This is a genomic window from Bacillus sp. 5mfcol3.1 (assembly GCF_900114335.1).
Classification (GTDB): Bacteria; Bacillota; Bacilli; order Bacillales; family Bacillaceae_G; genus Bacillus_A; species Bacillus_A thuringiensis_S.
This window is the reverse complement of the sequence record NZ_FOST01000002.1, coordinates 1207862-1231360: the sequence shown is the minus strand read 5'-3', so window position 1 is coordinate 1231360 and position 23499 is coordinate 1207862. Positions and strand designations below refer to the sequence as shown.

Below are 23499 nucleotides of genomic sequence, written 5' to 3'. Positions count from 1 at the left end.
TATGAAATCCCATAATAAAAGGAGAACACTCGGTGTGCTCTCCTTTTATCTTTATTCATACTAACGTAGCAAGATGCTCTTTCGCGTCATATTCAACTAAACTTTCAGCATGTTTAATTCGATGAACAAAGTCTGGATTAGCAATTAACGGTCTGCCGAATGCCACTACATCAATTGTTCCTTCTTGCAACGCTTCTTCGGCCTCTTTCGGATTTAAATTACCAACCCCAACAATCGTACCATCCCAATATTTTCTTACTAGTTGATGAAAATTCTTTCCGTCAGCAATCTCTTGCGTATAATTCATCGTTGAGGGATGGATCATCGTTAATCCAACTTCTTTGAACATATTTACGAACGTTTCAATTGCAAGCTCAGGGTTTTCCCACATATAAGTAGGATTATCGCCTTTGAAAGCAGAGAAGCGAAGAAGTGTTTTATTAGCTCCAACAGCTTCTATTACAGCCGCCGTTACTTCTTTCATAAACGTTAACCTTTGTTTTAAATTACCGCCATATTTATCTGTTCGCTTATTCGCAAACTCATACGTAAATTGATCGATTAAATATCCGTGTGCACCGTGAATTTCTACTCCATCAAATCCAGCTTCAATCGCATTTTTCGCAGCTTGTGCGTATTGACCGATTACTTCTTGTATTTCTTCTAACGTCATTGCTTCTGGCGTATCAAACGGTTTACGAAAGCGTGGAACATTTCCCTCTGCAGCGATAGCAGATGGTGCTTGTGGCATTTGACCACCAATTATTTCATGATGACTCATACGCCCAACATGCCATATTTGAGCAATAATCGTCCCGCCTTCTTTATGTACTGCCTCTGTAACAGGTTTCCAAGAATCGATTTGTTCTTGTGTATAAATACCTGGTACTCCCGGGTTCCCTTTTGCTCTCGGACTAATGACAATTCCTTCTGTAATAATTAGTCCAATTCCATCCGCAGCACGTTTTCTGTAGTACTCCACTACATCAGCACCAACTACTCCAGTTTCATTATCTGCAAAGCATCTTGTCATCGGTGCCATCGCTATACGATTACGAAGAGACCAAGCTCCAATTTGAATTGGATCAAACAACTTTGTTTCTTCAACGTTTTCAAAAGATCCACCAGCGTTTACATTTGTTCCTTCATAAATACTCGCTGCTTTATTACTTGAACTTGTCATTTTTCTTCCCCCTAAAAAATCTTACTATAATCGCATCATACTTACTTTTAGATAGTAACGTCAATTTTTACGACTTTACAATAAAAAATTCGAATATCAAAAAAACAAAATACTATAAATAATATTAAAAAGGTTTCCTTAGAAGGAAACCTTTTTTGTTGACCATATATGGCTGTCAATTCGTTTATCTCTTTAATATAAAAAATACCTTATCAATAGAAGTGAATATGGTTCAGTATTCTTCTAAAAATAATAACTTATATACCTAAAACAATGAAAGCCCTACCTCTCTTTCATCCTTACGGCTCCTCGTCCGTGCCAGTGTGAATCAGGATTGCAAAAATCAAGTAACTATTTTATCGAAGTATTCAATTAAACTTCGAACATTCATAAATGAAATTAAAAAATAAAAATGGATTTGATTGTAGTAATAACAATAGAGGTAATGCTCTAAAAGTGGTTTGAAAGAGTTGAATGTCTTTGAAATGATAAATTTTCTATAATTATGTTCCCAAAAAATTCAAGATCTTTTTTGGGATATAATACATTATTTGTAATGAACCTTAACAAAAGCTTTTTATCTGATTTTCTGTGATACCTTCAATTAATCCCAGTTCACTAATCAAAAATTCATATGCGTTATCTAACATCTTCTTTTCGCTTGCATTAAGTGCTTTTTCTTTCTGTATACGCATTAAATCGCGCACAACTTCAGCACCTTCTTGCATTTTACCCGTCTTTATTTTATCAGTGTTCAATTTATACCTTTGTTTCCACGTAAGTAATCTATCTGATTCCCCATGTTGAAAAATATCCATTATGTGTGCTAATGCGGTTATATCCGTCACTGGTCGTATATTCGAATTCAATATTCTCCCTGCTGGAATCATTAGTTCCATATTACTAGCCGACATTTTTATAACATAATACTGTTGTTTTTCTCCTGAGACTTCCTTCTCTTCTATGGCTTTAATTATACCTGCTCCCTGCATTGGATAAACAATGTTATCGCCAATTTGAAACAAATAATCCACCTCCATATATGGTAACCTTCTCAAGCTTAACACACTTTTAGTTTTTTAGCAAAATTTTTATTTTATCATAAAATTATTTTACGCGTCAATACTTCAAAAGCAAGAAATTAAATTTACATAACACACTATAAAAACCCGCAATTTTATTAACGGTTGCACCCACATTCATTCTCTTTTAACATAAAAACACATTACTACATTTGAGTAGTAATGTGTTTTTGATAAGGCATAGATAAAGATCTACTTTTCCGTCTATATACTAACCTGCTTACTAACTATTTCCCTCGCTAAAAGAAAACTCATAATCACTTGCGCTGCTACTCTACTCGTCATATCCCTGAAATCAAGAGTTGGATCAATCTCTACTATATCCATCCCTTGAACGAGCGGTTCTTTACCAAGGAATTCAATCGCATCTAGTAAAGTCGTACTATCCATTCCACCTGGCCCAATTGCTGGACAACCTGGTGCAAACGCTTGGTCTAGTACATCCATATCAAGAGAAATATAAATAGAAGTCACACCTTGTTTTCTTAACACTTCAATACTTTCCGTGATAATATCTTTTATTTCTCGCTCTCGTACGTCTTTCATTGTATACACTGTTACGCCATGCTCTATTGCATATTCATGGTACGTACGTGCGTTAGAAAAATTACGAATTCCAATTTGAACAAGTTGTTTCCCTGTAATGACATCATTTTCTAGTAAACTACGGAATGGTGTACCATTTGACGGGCCTCCATCATCTAAATTACGTAAATCATGATGAGCATCAAATTGAATAATCCCGACCTTTCCTTTACTGTTTGCAAAGCCTGTTATACTCGGAAAACTAATCGAGTGGTCACCACCAAGAACGATTGGTATCATGTTCGGATTTACTTTCGTTACATGACCAACTGTTTTCGCAATTCGGTTATGACTTTCTTTTATATCCGTCACATGCATCGTAATATCGCCGCAATCATATAAGACACTTTCTTTCATATCGTGTTCTTCTGTAATTGCATATGTGCTGTATGCATCTAACATCGCACGAATTGTTTTTGGAGCAAAACTTGCTCCTGAATGACTAATAGATGGTTTAGAAAGGGGGGCTCCAATTAAAGCAGCACCGAATATTTCTACGCCTTCCTCCCAATCTTTAATCATCTCACTCCATTTTGTCACTTCACGATCAATAAACTTTGCATTTTTCTTTAAATAGTGGCCGTGCTCCACGATTGTTCACCTCTTGTATATGCAATATTACCATTCTTCCATACTGTATTCACATGACTTACGCCGTAATGATACGGTACGTAAGCATAATTGTAAGCATCCCATAAAACTAAATCTGCCTTACGACCAACTCTAATTTTCCCAGCTACATCACCACGGTTAATGGCATATGATGAGTTAACCGTTACAGCATTCCAAACTTCTTCTGGTGTCATTTTCAGTTTTAGCATCGCAATGCTCATAATAAGCTGAATATTTTCAGTTGGACAGCTACCTGGGTTAAAGTCTGTAGCTAACGCAACTGCAACACCTTCATCAATCATTTTACGACCGCGAGCAAAACTTTCTTTATTTAAATAGAAAGTTGTTCCTGGTAATAAAGTGGCTACTGTATTAGAGTTTGCAAGCATTTCAATTCCTTTATCAGAAGCGCCAACTAAATGGTCTGCTGATGCTGCACCGATTTCTGCCGCTGCTTCCGCACCACCAAGAGGGTCGATTTCATCTGCATGAATTTTCACATCAAAGCCAAGCTCTTTCGCTTTTAATAAAAACTCTTTTGACTCTTCGACAGAGAACACACCTGTTTCACAGAAAATATCAACGAATTCCGCTAATTGCTTCTCTTTCATTTCTGGTAGTAGGTCTAACATCCATTGTAAAAATTCTTTCGATCTACCTTTATATTCTTTCGGAACTGCATGAGCACCTAAAAATGTGGAAACTAAATCGATCGGATGCTCTTTTTGTAATTGTGCAGTTGCCTCTAATTGTTTCCATTCCGTCTCATCATCTAATCCGTAACCACTCTTCGCTTCTACAGTTGTAACTCCGAAAGATAACATACGGTCTAAATGGAATTTCGCTTTTTGAACAAGTTCTTCTTTCGATGCTTGTTTCGTTGCATTTACAGTCGAAAGAATGCCTCCGCCTTGTTCTAAAATTTCTAAGTACGGAACTCCTTGTAATTTTAGTGCAATTTCATTTTCACGAGATCCACCAAATACAAGATGAGTATGCGGGTCAACAAGACCAGGAGAAACCATTTTCCCGCCGCAATCAATAACTTCTTTCGCTTGTAATCCTTTCGCTTCTTCCGCTGTTCCAACGAAAGTAATTACATCGTTTTCAATTCCAACCGCACCGTTTTCGATAACAGGAAGCGTGTTCATCGCTTCCCGTCTTAACAAGCCATCTTCTTGATCCATTGTTAGTAATTGACCAATATTTATTAGTAAAGTGTCCAGCATGTTTTCTCCTCCTTATTTCATCATTGGAATGTTAACGCCTTTTTCTTTCGCAGTTTCCACAGCTAAGTCATATCCAGCATCCACGTGACGAACAACACCCATACCAGGGTCAGAAGTTAATACGCGCTCAATACGTTTTGCTGCTGCTTCTGTTCCATCTGCAACGATAACCATTCCAGCGTGAAGTGAATAACCCATACCAACGCCGCCACCGTGGTGAACAGATACCCAGCTTGCACCGTTTACACTGTTAATTAATGCATTTAAAATTGGCCAGTCTGCTACTGCATCACTACCATCTTTCATCGCTTCTGTTTCACGGTTTGGAGATGCTACTGATCCGCAATCTAAATGGTCACGACCGATTACGATTGGTGCTGATAATTCACCATTTGCCACCATTTCATTAATAATGCGACCAAATTTCGCGCGCTCACCGTAACCTAACCAACAAATACGTGATGGAAGACCTTGGAATTCAACTTGTTGACGAGCCATACGAATCCAGTTACATAAATGCTCATTATCAGCGAACTCGCGTAAAATTACTTCGTCTGTTTTATAAATATCTTCTGGATCACCAGAAAGTGCTACCCAGCGGAACGGTCCTTTTCCTTCACAGAATAATGGACGGATAAATGCTGGAACGAATCCTGGGAAATCGAAAGCATTTTTCAAACCTTCATCGAAAGCAACTTGGCGAATGTTATTTCCATAATCAAATGTAATTGCGCCTTTTTCTTGCATTGCAAGCATTGCTTCTACATGTTTTGTCATACTTTCTTTTGATAATTGTACGTAACGTTCTGGATCTTCTTCACGAAGTTTCGCTGCTTCTTCTAACGTATAACCTACTGGAATATAACCGTTTAATGGATCATGAGCTGAAGTTTGATCCGTAACTAAGTCAGGGATAATATTACGATTTACTAACTCAGGTAAAATTTCTGCTGCATTACCTAATAATCCAATTGAAATAGGCTCTTTCTTCTCTTTATACTCGTTTGCAATAGCCAATGCTTCTTCTAATGATTCTGTATACTTATCACAATATCTCTTTTCAATACGACGATCGATACTACGCTTATCTACATCAATCGCAATTACAACACCGCCATTCATCGTTACAGCAAGAGGTTGTGCACCACCCATACCACCTAAACCAGCAGTAAGTGTTAATGTACCTTTTAATGAACCATCGAAATGTTGACGAGCTGCTTCGCCAAATGTTTCATATGTTCCTTGTAAAATTCCTTGTGTTCCAATGTAAATCCAGCTACCTGCTGTCATTTGTCCGTACATCATAAGACCTTTTTTCTCTAGTTCACGGAAGTGATCCCAGTTCGCCCATTTTGGTACTAAGTTTGAGTTCGCTAACAGTACGCGAGGCGCATCTTCATGTGATTTAAAAATGGCAACTGGTTTTCCTGATTGAACAAGTAACGTTTCATCGCTTTCTAACGTTTTTAATGAATCTACGATTGCATTGTAGCTTTCCCAGTTACGAGCTGCACGGCCAATTCCACCATATACAACTAATTCTTCTGGTTTTTCAGCAACTTCAGGATCTAAATTGTTCATTAACATTCGAAGTGCAGCCTCTTGAACCCACCCTTTCGTTTGTAACTCAGTACCTCTTGGCGCGCGAATTGTTTGTTGTACTTTTTCCATTTCAATCTCTCCCTTTTCTCATTTTATAGTGCTGCGTTTACATCTAATCTTTCTTTTATCGAATAATTCGTTTTTAACCAATGCGCAATATTTTCAATATCAGTTGAGAATATGCGGTCATTTGTAATAGAAGGTACTTGTTGACGGCCTTGATGGTAGAAGCTCTTCGTCACTGTACTCATGTTTTCAATACCACGATATTCTGCTGCTTGCATTGCACAAATCATCTCAATTGAAAGAACACGTCTTGCATTTTGAATGATCTGATGAGCATGGCGTGAAGCAATTGTTCCCATACTTACATGATCTTCTTGGTTAGCAGAAGACGGAATTGAATCTACACTCGCCGGATGTGCTAACGTTTTATTTTCAGAAACAAGTGACGCTGCAGCATACTGCATAATCATTGCACCTGACTGCAGTCCTGGTTCTGGACTTAAAAATGGTGGTAAATCATTTAATTGCGGATTTACTAAACGCTCAATACGGCGCTCCGAAATATTTGCAAGTTCCGCCATTCCTACTTTTAAGAAGTCCATCGCAAACGCAATCGGTTGACCGTGGAAGTTACCACCTGAAATTACTTTTTCCCCGCCATCAAAGATTAGCGGATTATCTGTTGCGGCATTCATTTCAATTTCTAATTTTTCTTTCACATAATTCAAAACTTGCCAAGAAGCACCGTGTACTTGCGGGATACAACGAAGTGAATAGGCATCCTGTACACGTAGTTCTCCTTGTTTTGTTGTTAACTTACTATCATGAAGAATGTCACGAATTCTGCTTGCTACATCCACTTGCTCTTTATAACCACGTGCTTTATGAACATTTTCATCAAATGCATCAATAATGCCTTGTAACCCTTCAATTGTCATCGAAGCAATTAGTTCAGCTTGATACGCCGTTGCTTCTGCTTCTATATAAGAAAGAACTCCTTGCGCTGTCATCGCCTGCGTACCATTAATTAATGCAAGACCTTCTTTCGCTTCAAGTTCAATTGGCTCAAGCCCTTCTTCTGTAAGAGCAACCATTGCATGAACGCGTTTCCCTTTATAGAACACTTCACCTTCGCCTAATAATACGAGCGCGAGATGAGATAAAGGCGCTAAATCTCCACTTGCACCAAGTGAACCTTGTTGCGGAACGACTGGATGAATTTTACGATTTACAAACTCAAGAAGCATATTTACAACAAGCGGCCTTACGCCTGATACTCCTTTAAGCATCGTGTTTGCTCGTAAAATTAACATTCCGCGCGATACTTCTTCAGGGAATGGATCACCAATCCCGCATGCATGTGACTGAATTAAATTATGCTGAAGTGCCTTTACATCATCTTTTTGGATAAGCACATCACTAAACTTTCCAAATCCAGTTGTAATTCCGTAAACGACTTTTCCGTCCTCTACAATTTTCTCAACTACTTCGCGGCACTCCGCTACCTTTTGCATACTAGTTGGACAAGCTGTTACACCTTCTCCTTCCAGTAATAACCTCTTCATTTCTTCAACTGTCAATGTATGTCCTGTTAACGTAATCATCATTTTTCCTCCTTAAAAAGGCAAAAGGGGACCTTATCTTTTTAAGACAGACTTCTGTCCTAAAAAAGTAAGGCCCCCTTCTAACTAATAGACTATGGGCAAATCATATGTGATTAATTCCTAAACCAATCGCCTCATGCTCAGATCCTTTTACAGGTGCACCAATCGTTCCATATAATGCAACAGCAACCCATTCGCCTTCTTTTTTTCCGTCGTATGGTGTACCGCGCACAATCGCAAAACGAAGTCCTACTGTACGAAGAACGTCTGCTAACTGAATTTGACCTCTCGTCACTCCGTACAAAGCTTCCATAATTGCATGATAAAGTGCATGTGTTTCTCTGTAAACGTCTGTTTCAATAACTTGGTTGCTTTTAGCCGCTGTTTCCATTGCTGCGACAACCTTTTGCGAATTCATTGAACCCACTTTCCCCGTACAATACTTCCAACCTTTTGGAATGGATAATACAGGACTTTCATTCTCATCCGCAAGTGCCAACAGCATGGCCATACGACCAATTCGATGTGTTCCTTGAAGAAGCATGTGACTCTCTCATTTCTTTTGAATTATTTGAATATTACTTAATTTAAGAATATATGAAAACGTTTAAATCGTCAATAGTTTAAACTCACATTCAAACAATTTTTTCATCCCCTCCATATTGTGTACACAAATTATTTACACAATTTTTCCAAGCATGCTATAGTCTCACTAACAGATGCAAAGGGGCGAGATTTCAATGACGAAGCGAAAAGATATTCATTTTCGAATTGAAGAAAAATTACTTGAAAGGTTTGAAGCTGCACTCCATTATGAAGGTTTAAAGAAAACCGACGTATTAACACATGCGATTCAGCAATTTTGCACGAAGGTGGAATGTGAAAAAATGAATGATGTAAAACGCCAATACAACGTAAGTAACCATTTACAAACACGTATTAATACGCATAAACATTATGAAGAAAAACATGTGAATTTAGATGAAGTCGTCATGGATCATTTACAACTTCAAGGAGATGAAAAAATATTAGAGGTTGGGTGCGCTAACGGGAGTTTCCTTTCCCTATTACAAACTAACGGTCATACAGGACATTTAACAGGTTTGGATCAATCGAAAACGATGCTTTCTGAAGCTGCAATAAAAAATAGCATAATTGAGTGGAGACTAGGTGACGCTGGTAAACTTCCTTTCGAAGCTAATTGCTACGACTGGATCGACGCAAGACATATGTTATACCACATGAAAGACGTCGAAAAAACAATCCAAGGATTCCATAAAGTAATACGTCCTGGCGGCTCACTTTTAGCTACAACAAATTCTGACGTTACATTACCTCGTATAGTTGAAATGTGTAACCGCATGTTAGACGCATTTGATTTACCGAAAACAACATCTTCAGTCACGCCATTTTGTTTGGAAAATGGTAAAGAGATATTACAGTCTGTTTTTCCAACTGTTGAAGAAGCAGTTATTCATAATGCTCTCGTTTTTCATCATGCTACTCCGATTGTAAACTATATTTCTAGCATGTTTCCGTCGCTAAATATACCTGATAATACATACCTTCACGCGGAAATGAAGGTATGGCTAAAAGAAGAAGTAGAAAATGAATTATCACTTCATAACGGTATATGGCGTGATCCAAAAACGTTAGCCATTTATCGATGTCAAAAAGAAAAAAGCTAGCATTTGCTAGCTTTTACACGTTTTCTCGTAAAAGTTTCTCCATTACTACATTGCCTTTACCACCATAAAAATCTGTATTATGTTCGTCTGCCACTCCAAAATAAGAGGCAATTGCTATTCCGAATGGTACAAATGCATGCCCTTGTGCTGTAATGATATTTGAGTGTTGCACAACTTCTTTATACACGAAATTTTCTATTGGAAAACAATCGAACTTTTGATAATCTATAGTCGCAGTATAAGAAATCCCCTTAAATAAGCCCGCTTTTGCTAGCGCATACGGTCCAGCACAAATAGCAGCTACTAATTTTTCTTGTTCGTGAAATTGACGAATAACTGAAAAAAGAGATTTTGCATCTTTCAACTGTACTTCTTCTCCACCTGGAATAAGTATCCCCTCATACTCATCTACACATACTTCACTTACTTCTATATGCGGCTGCACTTGCAACCCAGTTTCACTTATAATCAATTCTTTTGTTAAGCCCGCTGTTATGATTTCATACTTCGTTTTCAGCAATGCCGTTGCTACTGTTATTTCAAACTCCGCAAATGTTGGGTATACAAATAAAAGTATTTTTTTCATAGTCCTCTCTCCTTTAACCAGTCCATAAAATATACCTCTAGATCGTCCACTGTTAATCTATTCGTATCCAAATAAGTTACAGGAAATTTTTTATACCAATCTTTTTCCGTTTCTACTAATTTAAATTGCTCCTCAAATGTACTTCGTTTTCTTGTCCTATCGTTATTTTTTCTATCATATACATTCTTTTTCGTCACATCTAAATAAAAAATGGCATCTGAACGACATTCTCTTAATTTATATAATTCACCTTTCAATTCAGCTTCTATATCCCACTCTTCCCCTATAATCGTTGGATAAAAGAGTGTAAAAAACTCAATGTCTTCTGGTCCGCGATCAAAAATTACGACTGAACCTTTCACATTTTGAAACTCCTTAATTTTTGCTTCGATAAACATTTTTTGATTTATGATAAACCCTTCTTTTGAATTCATATCCAAATTTAATCGCTTTCGCTTTTCTACAATTGGATAAGGATTTTCATATATAACCGAAAGCCCACATCTCTCTAACCTTTTAGCCAATGTTGTTTTTCCGCTAGCCATCGGCCCTTGCAGTGAAATTACGTATACCATACCTCTCATTCCCTTACACTTTAGTACACCTATAATATACAGAATTTTTAAAACTCTCAACATTATATATATCATCTTGTTTCTTATTCCTATCTAACTTATAATAAAAAATAGAGATTATGACGGACGCATCAATAATGTAAGCTTGGAAATCCAAGCTTACATTATTTTTTGCTTTCCCTTTTCGAATAAAAAGAGTATACTAGATTAGAACGTATGTTCTTAATGATTACATACAGTAAGGAGATAGAACAATGGTATACGACACAAAAGCAATTTCTTGGAATGAGTCTTTAAAACAACTTCAACGCCGCTATACAAACAAACAAGTTGACCGAAAAGAATTTGAGGATATTGAACTGATGGAATTCTTCCGCGATAACGACTACATTTCTTTACCTACACATATAAGCGGCCTATCAAAAACACGTTTTACTTCTTACTCTATTTTCACAACTGAAGATAAAGATCGTAAAGTTGGCACACTTATTATTGAGTATGTTGAAGACGATAATAATAATTTATGTGTTGAACAACTATACTTCGTTTAAACTATAACGCTTGGTCAAAATGACCAAGCGTTCTTGCTTTCTATGAATCTCACTGTATATAATATGAATAAAAGAAAACCGCTATCATTAAGGGGGGATATGCTTGCTCGAAGGATGGTTCAGTTGGTTCATTGTATTATGGACGGTTATTTTATTAGGGCTTATGTCTATCGGTGGATACTTTATGTTCAGAAAATTTTTAAAACGATTACCAAAAGAAGACGGCATGTCCATTTTGGATTGGGAAGAACACTACATAAATAAAACGAGACATTTATGGGCTGACGAACAAAAACAATTGTTAGAAGAGCTTGTAAGCCCTGTTCCAGAACTATTTCGCGATGTTGCAAAATCAAAGATTGCTGGAAAAATCGGGGAACTTGCATTACAAGAAAACGCCTCTCAAATTACACAAGACTTAATTATTAAAGGATATATCATTGCCACACCAAAGCGTGATCATAAATTTTTAATAAAAAAACTACAAGAAAAAAAGATTGATTATTCTAACTATCAATCTTTACTAACAAAATACCCCTCATGAAAAAAAGATTGCTAACTTATAGCAATCTTTTTTAACTTACCGTTACAGATTTTACGGCTGTTAATCTAGCTTCTGCCAAATCTATTTGTAATCCGACCGCACTCGTATAAATCGTATCGCCTGTACCTGTAATGTTGACTTGTGTAGATGTCGTATTTGGTGCAATTGATCCTGTTGCATTTACATTTGTAATATCAAATTCAGCTCTCGCATTTGCATTTGTAGTTGTCCCCGAAAAATTCCGATCTGCAAAACTACCAATTGTATTTAAATTCCCGTTAATATCATTCACTTGCCCTCTAAAAAAGTTCCCCGATGGATTATTCGGTCCCGTTAATGTCACAGAGTTCAATTGAAAGTTATCACCTGTAAAATTTGGATCACCATTCACCGCCATTACAAAAGCTCTTGCTGTCACCGTCCCTGTAGCCGGTGTGAAAAATCCAGAAAGTATTTGTGGTGTACCTGATAATAAAAAACCTGGGAATAAACTCACATTTCTCATCGGGTATGAGGAATCACGATATACAACAATCAACGACCATCCTGCACCATAACCAACTGGCTGACGCGTAGGTAATCTTGTTACGCTATATCTACCTGCTGCTCGATTAGGTAACCCTTGTAGTAAAGATGTAACGTCTGCCGCTCTGTTATATACATTGGCTATAAAAGGTAAATTCGTCCCTTCTGATGACCATGCCGAATTAATTGTCACTTGTGTACTCGTTCCATCAGGCGTAACTAGATTTGGAGGATTCGCATCAACAACAGCAGTTGTAACAGCCGTATCCAATCCACCTGACCAAACAAGTAATGCAAAATCCACAACCGCCGTAGCTGGAACAATAGTAGTTGACGGATTTAATTCAGCCCATGATCCATCTAATGTCCAATCATTTGTCGTACCTCCAAATGTATTTGGATCAGTTGATGAGGGTACTCCTCCAAAAGTTAAGTCAGTATTTAATGTAATAAGTGCATTGTAAGCAAAATTTGTATTTGCAGTACCACGCATTCCCATCGTATTGCCTGTGTGCATCATAAATAAGTTATCATTTTTACCGTAAGCTTGAACAAAAGCCAATAGAACTCACTCCTATTAGGATAAAAATTTTTATTAACTTTTCCTATTATTTCAACTTACAGTTACTGATTTTGTAGCTGTTAAACGTGCCTCTGCTAAATCTATTTGCAAACCAACAGCACCAGCGTAAATATAATCGAATGTATTTGGGATATTAACCGTAGTAGAAGTGGATGCAGCTGTTAATACGCCATTTGCAGGTACATTTGTCACATCAAATTCCGCACGACGGTTAGTCGCAGAAGTACCAATTGGCATATTTCTATCACCAAAACTTCCAACTGTATCTAAATTTCCTAAATAATTATTTACCTGTGAAGCAAAAAAGTTGTTTATTAAATTATTAGGTCCTGAAAGTCCAGTACCATTTAAGTTAAATCTATCACCTGTCGCATCTGTATCACCATTAATTGCCATTGTAAATACACGAGCAGTAACCGGCGATACAGCTGGAGTGATGAAATTTGAAATCGTCGCTGTCTCACCCAATGTAGAAATAAGTAAACCAGTATATAAACTAACATTCCTGACAGGATATAAATTATCACGATACACAACAACTAATGCCCATCCTACTCCTGTCCCTTGCGCTGGTGGATTTGCCGTTGGTATTCTCTCTACAAAATAATCTCCTGTTGCTCGGTTCGAAAGTCCCTGTAAAATACTTGTTACATTTGCAGCACGTGTATAAATGGTACCTTGAAATGTGCCGCTTGATCTAGTCTCTCCCCATGTTGGAACACTCGTAATTGTATGGATAACTCCATCTGGCGTTTGAAGAGTAGGCATATTATTATTTACCACTGTCTCTGTCACAGTTGCACTCAATGTTCCTTGCCATACTAGCATTGCAAAGTCTACAGTTGCTGTTGCTGGTACATCTGTTAATGAAGGATTAAGCCTTGCCCAAGAACCATTTAATGTCCAATCATTTGTCGCTCCTGCAAAAGTTAATGGATCTGCCGAAGAAGGAACTCCTGCAAAGCTTAAACTTGTATCTCTTGTTATTAATGCATTGTACTGATAAGCCGTCGCTGTTGTAATACCACGCATACCAACTGTATTCCCTGTGTGTGCCATAAATAAAGAGTCCGTTTTCGTATATGTTTGTACAAAAGCCAATAATTCCACTTCCCTTCCATATAAAATAAATATTTATTCGCTATTTCATTTAATGCGAACAAGGAAAAAAAGTTACATTTGTATACGTAACGCAAAGAATAATTTGGGCAAAAAAAAAGCCTTTGCCTATTCCTATCCATATAAATTTGAATAGGATGCAATGACGAATTCATTTTATACTAATATTTTCACATAGTATTGTTTCTGGATGATTAAAATAATACTGTTTGTAAATATTCTATTCCTTGACCGGATTTAAATTTATACAGAAAGGACGAATCTAATGGCAATAGCAACAATAGGAAGTCGTTTAACCTATACAATCGTTGTCCAAAATACTGGAACACTTCCTGCCCAAAACGTTACATTTACAGACCCCATACCAGCTGGCACCACTTTCGTTCCAAACAGTGTAACTGTTAATGGTACTCCAACAGCTGGGGATCCCTCAGCTGGAATTCCTATCAATAATATTCCAGCTGGTGGTTCTGTTACAATTACTTTTCAAGTAGATGTAACAAGTATTCCTGCCCCACCTATCGCCAGCAACGTAGCATCATTTGGATATGAATTTCAACCTGCACCTAACGCACCCACTATCACACGTACAACAACAAGCAATATAGTTGATACAGATATTTTCACAGCTAATGTCGCATTAACAAAAGCAGTAGATAAAACAATTGCTACGATCGGTGATACGATTACGTATACAATTACTGCTACAAATGAGGCTCCATTAGCCGCTAATAATGTTATCATTACAGATACACCTCCTGCCGGCACATCGTTCGTACCGGGTAGCGTTACAGTGAATGGTACTTCTACTACAGATAATCCTGCTACGGGAATAAATGTAGGAACGATTGCTGCAAACGGGAATGCTACAATTACGTTTCAAGTTCGGGTTAATACCCTTCCTACACCAAACCCTATTCCAAATAGTGCAACTTCAAGCTTTCAATATAACCCACCAAACCAACCACCAATTAACAGAAACTCTACAAGTAATATAGTCGAAACACAAATTAATGCTCCTATCATTAATCCGGCTAAAAGTGCAAACCAACAAATTGTGAATATTGGTGACATCATTACGTATACGATCACTATACCGAATAATGGTAATATTTCAGCAACAAATGTTTCTATCACCGATCCTATCCCCACTGGCACTACTTTTATTCCAAACAGTGTTACAGTTAACGAAGCTACACAATCTGGCGTAACACCAACAAATATTCCGCTAGGTACGATTCCTGCTGGTCAAACTACAACTGTCACATTTCAAGTTCAAGTCACTTCTCTTCCGGCTAATGGAACGATTACTAATGAAGCAAATATAACATTTACATCGCAACCAAATCCATCTGAACCCCCAACAACAACTACGACCACACCACCTCCAACAGCTACTTCTGTACGAACTGCAATTGTAAACCCTACAAAAACTGCTAGTCCACAAATTGCTGATATTGGTGATATTATTACGTATACAATTACTGTACCAAATACAGGAAACATTGCTGCGACGAACGTTATTGTAACTGACCCAATTCCAAGTGGTACTACATTTATTCCGAATAGCGTCACAATTAACGGCACTTCACAACCAGGGGTAAATCCTGCTGGCGGTATACAAATCGGAACAATCGCTGCTGGTGCAAATGCTATAGTTACATTCCAAGTTCAAGTTACCTCTCTCCCAGAGAATGGCTTAATCCGAAATATCGGAACCACAACATTTACGTATCAACCCGATCCAACAAAACCACCTATTACAACAACAAACCCTACACCACCTACCACTACTCCTGTTAATACCGCTATTACAAATCCTGTTAAAACGGTGGATAAAACTGCTGTTGATATCGGTGATGTTATTACGTATACGATTACTTTTACTAATGATGGTACAATCCCTGCTACAAATGTAGTTTTTAATGACACAATTCCTGCTGGGACAACATTCATTCCGAATAGCGTAGTCTTAGATAATGCTCCCGTTCCAAATTCAAATCCAGCACTAGGAATTCCAATTGGAACAATTAATCCTGGTGAAACGAAAACACTCTCGTTCCAAGTTCTTGTTACACAAGTACCTGCTGGCGGCGTTATTACAAACGAAGCTTCAACGACATATACGTATCAGCCAGATCCAACAAGGCCTCCTGTTACAACAACTGAACCAACAGCACCTACTACAGTCGCTGTTAATACCGCTACAGTTAATCCTACAAAATCTGCTAATCGTACTTTCGTTGACATTGGTGATATTATTACGTATACAATTAGTTTACAAAATACCGGCACTGTTTCCTCAACGAATATTGTACTAACCGATCCTATCCCAAACGGGACAACATTTATTCCAAATAGCGTCACGATTGATGGTGTCTCACAACCTAACAGTAACCCTGAAAATGGTATATCAATCGGCACTTTAAATCCAAATCAGACAAAAACAATTACATTCCAAGTTCAAGTTACAAGCGTGCCACCAAATGGCCTTATAGAAAATCAGGGTATTGTATCATTTAATCATATTGTTAATCCAAATGAACCTCCTGTTACAAAGACAACCCCAACTCCTAAAACAGAAACTCAAGTTGGCACTGTTGTTACTACACCTACAAAATCTGCAGACAAACAAGTTGCTGATATAGGAGATACAATTACCTATACGGTCAATTTTACAAATAATGGGACAGTTCCAGCTACAAATGTAGTCGTTACAGACCCTACACCTAACGGGACTATTTTCGTTCCAAATAGTGTTACGATTGATGGCGTTTCGAATCCTGGTTCCGATCCAGAACTCGGAATACAACTTGGCACTATTTCTGTCGGAGAAACAAAAACAATCACCTACCAAGTTGTCGTTACAAATTTACCACCTGACGGGATAATTAGAAACCAAGCATCCTTCACTTATCAATATCAACCAAATCCGAGTGAACCTCCCGTTACAACAACTACTACCACTCCAAGTGTGAACATCCCAATTAACAATCCGAATCCGACCACTACAAAATCTGCCGATCGACAAATTGCTGATATAGGAGATACGATTACTTTTACTGTAACATTCCAAAATAGAGGAACCGTCCCCGCTACAAACGTTATTGTAAAAGATACACTTCCATCTGGTGTTTCATTCGTTCCAGGTAGCGTTGTTGTGAATGGAACATCACAAATTGGAGAAAATCCCGAAATTGGTATACCAGTTGGCACTGTAAATCCTGGTCAAAGTATTACAGTTACGTTCCAAGGTGTAGTAACTAGCATCCCGCCCGGGGGAATCATTAGAAATCAAGCAAATATAACATTCACATATGAGCCAAATCCGAATGAACCTCCTGTTACGCCAACTATTACAACTCCTGAAACAGAAACAGCAGTTAATACTGCAACACTAAATCCACAAAAAACAGCAGATCGTTCCTTTGTTGCACTGAATGATATCATTACCTATACACTCTCATTCCAAAACACCGGTACTGTCCCTGCTACGAATGTAACAGTCATGGATTCTATCCCTGCTGGTACTATATTAGTTCCAGACAGTGTTACGATTAATGATATTCCTCAACCAGGAACCAATCCATCATCAGGAATTTCACTTGGAACTTTAGCACCATCCGAACGAGCGACCATTACTTTCCAAGTACGAGTAGTAAACATCCCTGCTAGTGGAGAAATACGCAATCAAGGAAGTGTAACATTTAATTATCAACCGGATCCAAACTTACCTTCAGTCACAAAAACAGAAACGACCCCTGAAACAACGACTCCTATTCAAACTGTAGTCATAAGCCCAACTAAAACCTCAAACCTTACATTTGCAGAAATTGGTGATATCGTAACTTATACTGTCACTTTTACAAACCAAGGAACTATACCTGCTACAGGTGTAACAATTACAGACTCTTTGCCACCTGGTACAACTTTTGTTACCGATAGTGTTACAGTAAATACTATCCCTCAACCTGGTGTAAGCCCCCTTACAGGCATTTCTGTCGGTACTGTTACCTCTGGCGAAACTGTCACGGTTACGTTCCAAGTACAAATAAATGCTATTCCACCTAACGGAAAAATAGAAAATACGGCAGTTGTAACCTATATTTCTCAACCTAACCCTAGTGAACCACCTATTACAACGACAGAAACCACTCCTACTGTTACCTTACCGGTTCGTACCGCTAACCCGAATCCACAAAAAACAGTAGACCGTGAGTTTGCAAGTATTGGTGATACACTCACTTATACAATCACCCTTCAAAATTCTGGTAATATACCTGCAACTGATGTCATTATTACAGATTCTATCCCTACTGGAACTACATTTATTCCTGGAAGCATTACGATTAACGGTATTTCACAACCTGACTTGACCCCTGAAACAGGAATCCCAGTTGGCACATTAAATCCTAGACAAATAGTGACTGTCACTTTAGAAGTACAAGTAACTGCTCTACCACCAAATGGTATTATCTCAAATGAAGCAAATGTCACTTACACCTCTCAACCAAACCCTACTCTTCCGCCTATTACAACAATCACACCTACTCCAATCGCAGAAACAATTGTACAAAATGCAGAGTTAGAATCAACTAAAACAGTAGATTTATCAGTTGCTAACATTGGAGATGTACTCACGTATACAATCACTCTTGAAAATATCGGAAATATTCCTATGACAAATGTATCTGTCATTGATCCACCACCAGTAGGTACACAATTTATTATGGATTCCGTTACAGTAAATGGTATTTCACAACCAGGTATTGATCCAAGTATCGGAATACCTATCAGTACAATACAACCGAATCAAATAGTAAACATCACATTCCAAGTAACGATTACAAATATACCGCCTAACGGGGTTGTTACAAATGTTGGTTCAGTCAACTTTACATCTCAGCCTAATCCAAATGAACCTCCTATTACAGAAACAGAGACAACACCACCAGTTAATACTGAAATCATTAATAGTATTATTAATCCATCGAAAACAGCTGATCGAAACAACGTTGATATAGATGATATTATTACGTACACCGTTACCTTCCAAAACTTACAAACTGTACAACTGACAGACATCGTTTTTACAGACCCCATCCCAACAGGAACTACTTTCATTCCAAATAGCGTTACAATTAATGGTGCACCAACTAGTAATCTTGACCCAGCTCTTGGCATCCCTCTGGGCACATTAAACCCTAGTCAATCAATTGTTTTAACATTCCAAGTTCGCGTTGTTTCCATACCACCTAACGGAATTATTGTAAATGAAGCTACTATCACCTACACATTCCAACCTAATCCTGGAGAACCACCAGTAACAGTAACTACTCCAACGCCCCCTACTACTACAAATGTCAACACAGCAACAACGAATCCTACAAAATCCGCTGATAAAGTATTTGCTTTATTAGGTGACACAATCACTTATACAATCTCCTTACAAAATACAGGAACTGTCCCTGCCACGAATGTACTTGTAACCGATCCTATTCCAGCTGGTACTACTTTCATTCCAAATAGTGTAATGATTAATGACGTGCCACAACCAGGTACCGTCCCTAGTTCTGGAATTCTTATCGGTACATTAGAACCTAACACCTCGGCCGTCGTAACTTTCCAAGTACAAGTAACATCGATACCGCCGACAGGTTTTATTGAAAATGAGGGCACCGTTTCATTCCAATATCAGCCAGATCCAAACTTACCACCTGTATCTATTACTACACCTACACCTGCTACAAAAACTCGAGTAAGTGAAGTTACCATTAACCCTAACAAGCAAGCAAACCCTCAAATAATCAATCTCGGTGATACTATCACATATACAATCACATTCCAAAATGTAGGAAATATTAATGCGACAGATGTCATTATGACAGACGCTACTCCAGCTGGAACCAATTTCGTACCGAATAGTGTTACTGTAAATGGTGTTTCTTTACCTGGTGTAAATCCAAGTAGTGGTGTAAATGTCGGAACAGTAACTCCAGGACAAATTATTACATTAATTTATCAAGTTACTGTAACAACATTGCCACCAGACGGCATTATTACAAATACAGCAACTGTCACTTACACATTCCAGCCAAACCCTAGCGAACCCCCTATTACCATTACAGATCCTACTCCAACTGTTGAAGTATCCGTTATTACACCTACACCTAACCCAAATAAACTAGCAGACAAACAAATTGTAGATATAAATGAAATCATAACGTATACCGTAACCTTCCAAAATCGTGGATCAGTCCCTGCAACTTCCGTTATCATTACCGATCCATTAGTAAATAGTCTAACATTTGTTCCAGGTACCGTTATAATAAATGGTATTCTGGATCTTGGAGCAAATCCTGTAGCGGGTATACCTGTAGGTACAGTCAATCCGAACGATACAATTACGGTTCAATTCCAAGCAAGAGTAACAAGTGTACCACCTGGTGGTATCATTCGAAATCAAGCAACTGTTACTTTCACATATGAACCAGTTCCTGGTGAACCTCCTATTACCATTACAGACCCTACTCCAATTAACACAACGAATGTAAATACAGCTATATTAAATCCACAAAAAAGAGCTACGCCGGAAACAGTTACACTAGGTGATATTATTACGTATACGATTTCACTCCAAAATACAGGTACCATTCCTGCTAATAATATTGTTGTAACTGATACAATTCCTGTCGGTACTTCGTTCATTGAAGATAGTGTTACTATTAACAATGTGCCGCAACCAACCGCAAATCCGTCCACAGGCATTCCTATTTCAACACTTGCTCCTTCTGAATCCGCAACGATTTCTTTCCGTGTCCTAGTTACTTCAATTCCACCAAGCGGAGAAATTCAAAACCAAGGTAACGTTTCCTTCCAGTATCAACCTGATCCTACTAAGCCACCTGTATCCGTTACTACACCTACTCCTGCTACAATTACCCCTGTAAACGTTGGGACTATCAATCCGATAAAAACCGCTGATAAATCCATCGTTTCAGTAGGTGATACGATTACATTTACTATCACATTCCAAAATGAAGGTACGATTCCTGTAACTGACATTTCTGTTACTGACTCACTTCCTGTCGGCACATCATTCATTCCAAATAGTGTCACAATTAATAACATTCCCGTTCCAAACGCAAATCCATCCACAGGCATTTCAGTCGGAACTCTTAATCCAACAGAATCCGTAACTATTTCATTCCAAGCACAGGTTGTTACACTTCCAGCTAATAGAATAATTACAAATATCGCGTCCATTACGTATACTTCTCGACCTGATCCTACTAGACCACCTATCACAACAACGACAACAACACCACCAATTACGATAGAAGTAAACCCTAATGAGCCAAACACATTTATTAAGACCGCAAATGTAAATCGTGTAGAACTCGGTGACTTCATAACATATACACTTACCTTTACTAACAATGGCGCTACTCCTTCAAATAATGTACTCATTACTGATTCACTGCCTCCCGAAGTTACTTTCTATCCGAATTCAGTAACAGTAAACGGAGTAATACGTCCTGGAACTAACCCAACTATCGGTATTATTATTGGAACTGTTAATCCAGGTGAATCCGTTGTTGTTAGGTTTATCGTTCAAGTAACAGCAGAGCCACGAGACGGTCTCATTCGCAATACCGCTCGCATTCGCTATACACTACGACCTGACCCTACTAAACCACCAATTTCCGTTGACGAAACTTCAGACCCAAACATCATTACGTTTATCGGTCCATTCGTATCACCAAATTTAAATTGTTTTTTTGATGGCACACGGTTTATACGCCGAGGCTGGGACAGTGAGTGTTAGCACTATAAATAAAAAGACAGCGCCTTTAACGCTGTCTTTTTATTTGGTACATATACAGTTTTTAAGTTAGCTTCATATCTTTTTCATTATAAAAACCATCTTCTTTTTCCATTTCCTTTTGTAATTTCGTAAAGGAACGATACATTGCAATTCTCCATGACACAATCATCGCAAACGCAAGTAAGAAGAACATGCCACTAAGTTGTCCTAAATCAAGAGATTGACTTAAGTATGTTTTAAATACAATCCGCACTACAAGTAATCCAATTAATATGAAAACAAAGGCTTTTGAACGCTTCAAATAAATCTCTTGTCCTCTAATTTCAAATTTAGATGTTTTAATAAGAAAAATAGAGAAAATCAAACCGACACCAATTGCTTCTAACATTTCTGCTGGAGTTAATCGAAATTCAGGAAAAACATACATCAATGCACCCGTACTCATAAAAAATGGTGGAAGTATAATTTTTTTCAATGTTGCAGGTTTCTTAGCTGCTTTTAAACGAATAAACATCGCACCGACAGCCATACAAACAGCAACGATACTTGATAAAAGAACTATGTTCATATTTTCTCATCCTTTTTTGTGGCTATATGCAAAATATACTTTCATTATATGCTTTTCCGTTAGTATTTCCAACATTTTCGCAGAATAATACTAAAAACCAGTAAAACCACCAAATAAACTTGAGAAATATACAATAATTTTCGTCATCCAGTTAAAGTATAGGAAGACACCCATAACAATCATAATATATCCTCCGACTTTCATGAAGGCCATACTATTTCTTTTAATCCAAGACATTTTCGTAATAAAGAATGACAGTACGAAAAACGGGATTGCAAATCCAAGTATGTAAGCAATCATATATATCATTGCTGATTCTGGATTTGTTGCTGCTAATCCAATTACGGACACTAGAATTGGTCCGGTACATGGCGTCCACCCTGCTGCAAAGGCTAATCCAATTAGTACTGATCCAAAATAGCCACTTGGACGATTTTTAAATGTAAATTTACGGTCTTGCATTAAAAATTTCGGCTTAAACACCCCGACAATAATTAAACCGAACACGATGATAAAGATACCACCTAACTGTCTGATTAAATCTTTATAGTCAGTAAAGATTCCTCCAATAAAACTTGTACCAAATCCAATTGCAATAAATATAATTGAAAATCCAAGTAAGAAAAACGCTGTATGTATCATACTTCTTTTGCGAAGCATTGCATTTTCTTCTTTCAATTCAGAAACCGACATACCTGTTATGTACGATAAAAATGCCGGATAAAGCGGTAAGCAACATGGGGAAATAAATGATAAGAACCCGGCGCCAAACGCTAAAAAAATACTAATATCTTGCATCATTCCACTCCTCTCCCTAAATATTGTAACAAAAACACATAAAAATACTATGAACAATTCGTGAAATCACTTTTACAACGTGGTAATAAGAAAAACCATACTTCCTCACAGTTTCTAATAAAACGTTTTCATTTCCTTCTATTATATAGAAAAAAATCAAATGCATTATGAAACTCCTTTAATTGTTATTACCATAACAAAGGTAACATAGTTTCTCAAATAATTAGCACG

Annotated in this window: 18 protein-coding genes; 4 read left to right on the top strand and 14 right to left on the bottom strand. The window is 37.7% G+C overall.

Annotated features, from left to right (window positions below; genetic code table 11):
• Positions 1-55 precede the first annotated feature (55 nt).
• From BM089_RS15840 to hutP, 7 genes are all read right to left on the bottom strand, one after another.
• Positions 56-1183 carry an alkene reductase gene (locus BM089_RS15840; protein ID WP_000204598.1) on the bottom strand — a complete coding sequence of 376 codons (1128 nt, stop codon included), beginning with the start codon at positions 1181-1183 and terminating at the stop codon, positions 56-58.
• A gap of 563 nt (positions 1184-1746) precedes the next feature.
• A complete protein-coding gene (locus BM089_RS15835; RefSeq protein ID WP_014482101.1) occupies positions 1747-2208 on the bottom strand; it encodes a CarD family transcriptional regulator in 462 nt (153 codons plus the stop codon).
• A 261-nt stretch (positions 2209-2469) separates the two neighbouring features.
• Positions 2470-3441: a formimidoylglutamase gene (gene hutG, locus BM089_RS15830; protein ID WP_016512447.1), complete on the bottom strand. Its 972-nt coding sequence runs from the start codon at positions 3439-3441 to the stop codon at positions 2470-2472.
• Positions 3420-4691 (bottom strand): imidazolonepropionase, encoded by a 1272-nt coding sequence (gene hutI, locus BM089_RS15825; protein WP_071714694.1) that lies wholly within the window; start codon positions 4689-4691, stop codon positions 3420-3422. Before hutI ends, hutG begins: the two co-directional genes overlap by 22 nt.
• 12 nt (positions 4692-4703) lie before the next feature.
• The gene (gene hutU / locus BM089_RS15820; RefSeq protein WP_000416938.1) at positions 4704-6362 is read right to left on the bottom strand and encodes a urocanate hydratase; all 1659 of its coding nucleotides are present in this window, start codon (positions 6360-6362) and stop codon (positions 4704-4706) included.
• A 23-nt stretch (positions 6363-6385) separates the two neighbouring features.
• Positions 6386-7903, bottom strand: a complete 1518-nt coding sequence (hutH, locus tag BM089_RS15815) for a histidine ammonia-lyase (protein WP_000631871.1) — start codon at positions 7901-7903, stop codon at positions 6386-6388.
• Positions 7904-8006: 103 nt separating this feature from the next.
• Positions 8007-8447, bottom strand: a complete 441-nt coding sequence (hutP, locus tag BM089_RS15810) for a hut operon transcriptional regulator HutP (protein WP_000926516.1) — start codon at positions 8445-8447, stop codon at positions 8007-8009.
• A gap of 196 nt (positions 8448-8643) precedes the next feature.
• Here hutP and BM089_RS15805 point away from each other — a divergent pair, with 196 nt between their 5' ends.
• On the top strand, positions 8644-9591 hold the full coding sequence (locus BM089_RS15805) for a class I SAM-dependent methyltransferase (RefSeq protein WP_139213269.1): 948 nt from the start codon (positions 8644-8646) through the stop codon (positions 9589-9591).
• Positions 9592-9604: 13 nt separating this feature from the next.
• Here the strand turns inward: BM089_RS15805 and BM089_RS15800 are convergent, their stop codons facing one another.
• Together BM089_RS15800 and BM089_RS15795 are read right to left on the bottom strand one after the other, a co-directional pair.
• Positions 9605-10177: a DJ-1/PfpI family protein gene (locus BM089_RS15800; protein WP_090977357.1), complete on the bottom strand. Its 573-nt coding sequence runs from the start codon at positions 10175-10177 to the stop codon at positions 9605-9607.
• Positions 10174-10761 carry an AAA family ATPase gene (locus BM089_RS15795; protein ID WP_100910068.1) on the bottom strand — a complete coding sequence of 196 codons (588 nt, stop codon included), beginning with the start codon at positions 10759-10761 and terminating at the stop codon, positions 10174-10176. Before BM089_RS15795 ends, BM089_RS15800 begins: the two co-directional genes overlap by 4 nt.
• 245 nt (positions 10762-11006) lie before the next feature.
• Between BM089_RS15795 and BM089_RS15785 the strand changes: the two genes are divergently transcribed.
• Positions 11007-11303: a hypothetical protein gene (locus tag BM089_RS15785; RefSeq protein WP_000262400.1), complete on the top strand. Its 297-nt coding sequence runs from the start codon at positions 11007-11009 to the stop codon at positions 11301-11303.
• A 103-nt stretch (positions 11304-11406) separates the two neighbouring features.
• Complete coding sequence (locus BM089_RS15780) at positions 11407-11847, top strand: DUF2621 domain-containing protein (protein WP_000889372.1); 441 nt, start codon at positions 11407-11409, stop codon at positions 11845-11847.
• A 31-nt stretch (positions 11848-11878) separates the two neighbouring features.
• Here the strand turns inward: BM089_RS15780 and BM089_RS15775 are convergent, their stop codons facing one another.
• Both BM089_RS15775 and BM089_RS15770 read right to left on the bottom strand, forming a co-directional pair.
• The gene (locus BM089_RS15775; protein ID WP_090977353.1) at positions 11879-12934 is read right to left on the bottom strand and encodes a hypothetical protein; all 1056 of its coding nucleotides are present in this window, start codon (positions 12932-12934) and stop codon (positions 11879-11881) included.
• A gap of 51 nt (positions 12935-12985) precedes the next feature.
• Positions 12986-14056 (bottom strand): hypothetical protein, encoded by a 1071-nt coding sequence (locus BM089_RS15770; RefSeq protein WP_139213268.1) that lies wholly within the window; start codon positions 14054-14056, stop codon positions 12986-12988.
• 283 nt (positions 14057-14339) lie between these two features.
• On the opposite strand from BM089_RS15770, the gene BM089_RS15765 reads away from it, so the two are divergent.
• On the top strand, positions 14340-21902 hold the full coding sequence (locus tag BM089_RS15765) for a DUF7619 domain-containing protein (RefSeq protein ID WP_090977349.1): 7563 nt from the start codon (positions 14340-14342) through the stop codon (positions 21900-21902).
• A 61-nt stretch (positions 21903-21963) separates the two neighbouring features.
• Here BM089_RS15765 and BM089_RS15760 read toward each other — a convergent pair whose 3' ends face one another.
• From BM089_RS15760 to BM089_RS31905, 3 genes are all read right to left on the bottom strand, one after another.
• Entirely contained in the window at positions 21964-22470 is a 507-nt protein-coding gene (locus BM089_RS15760) for a CcdC family protein (RefSeq protein ID WP_001028440.1), read from the bottom strand.
• 90 nt (positions 22471-22560) lie between these two features.
• Positions 22561-23268 (bottom strand): cytochrome c-type biogenesis protein CcdA, encoded by a 708-nt coding sequence (gene ccdA / locus BM089_RS15755; RefSeq protein ID WP_001152676.1) that lies wholly within the window; start codon positions 23266-23268, stop codon positions 22561-22563.
• Positions 23269-23284: 16 nt separating this feature from the next.
• Positions 23285-23434 carry a peptidase T gene (locus BM089_RS31905; protein ID WP_071731654.1) on the bottom strand — a complete coding sequence of 50 codons (150 nt, stop codon included), beginning with the start codon at positions 23432-23434 and terminating at the stop codon, positions 23285-23287.
• Between the last annotated feature and the right edge of the window lie 65 nt (positions 23435-23499).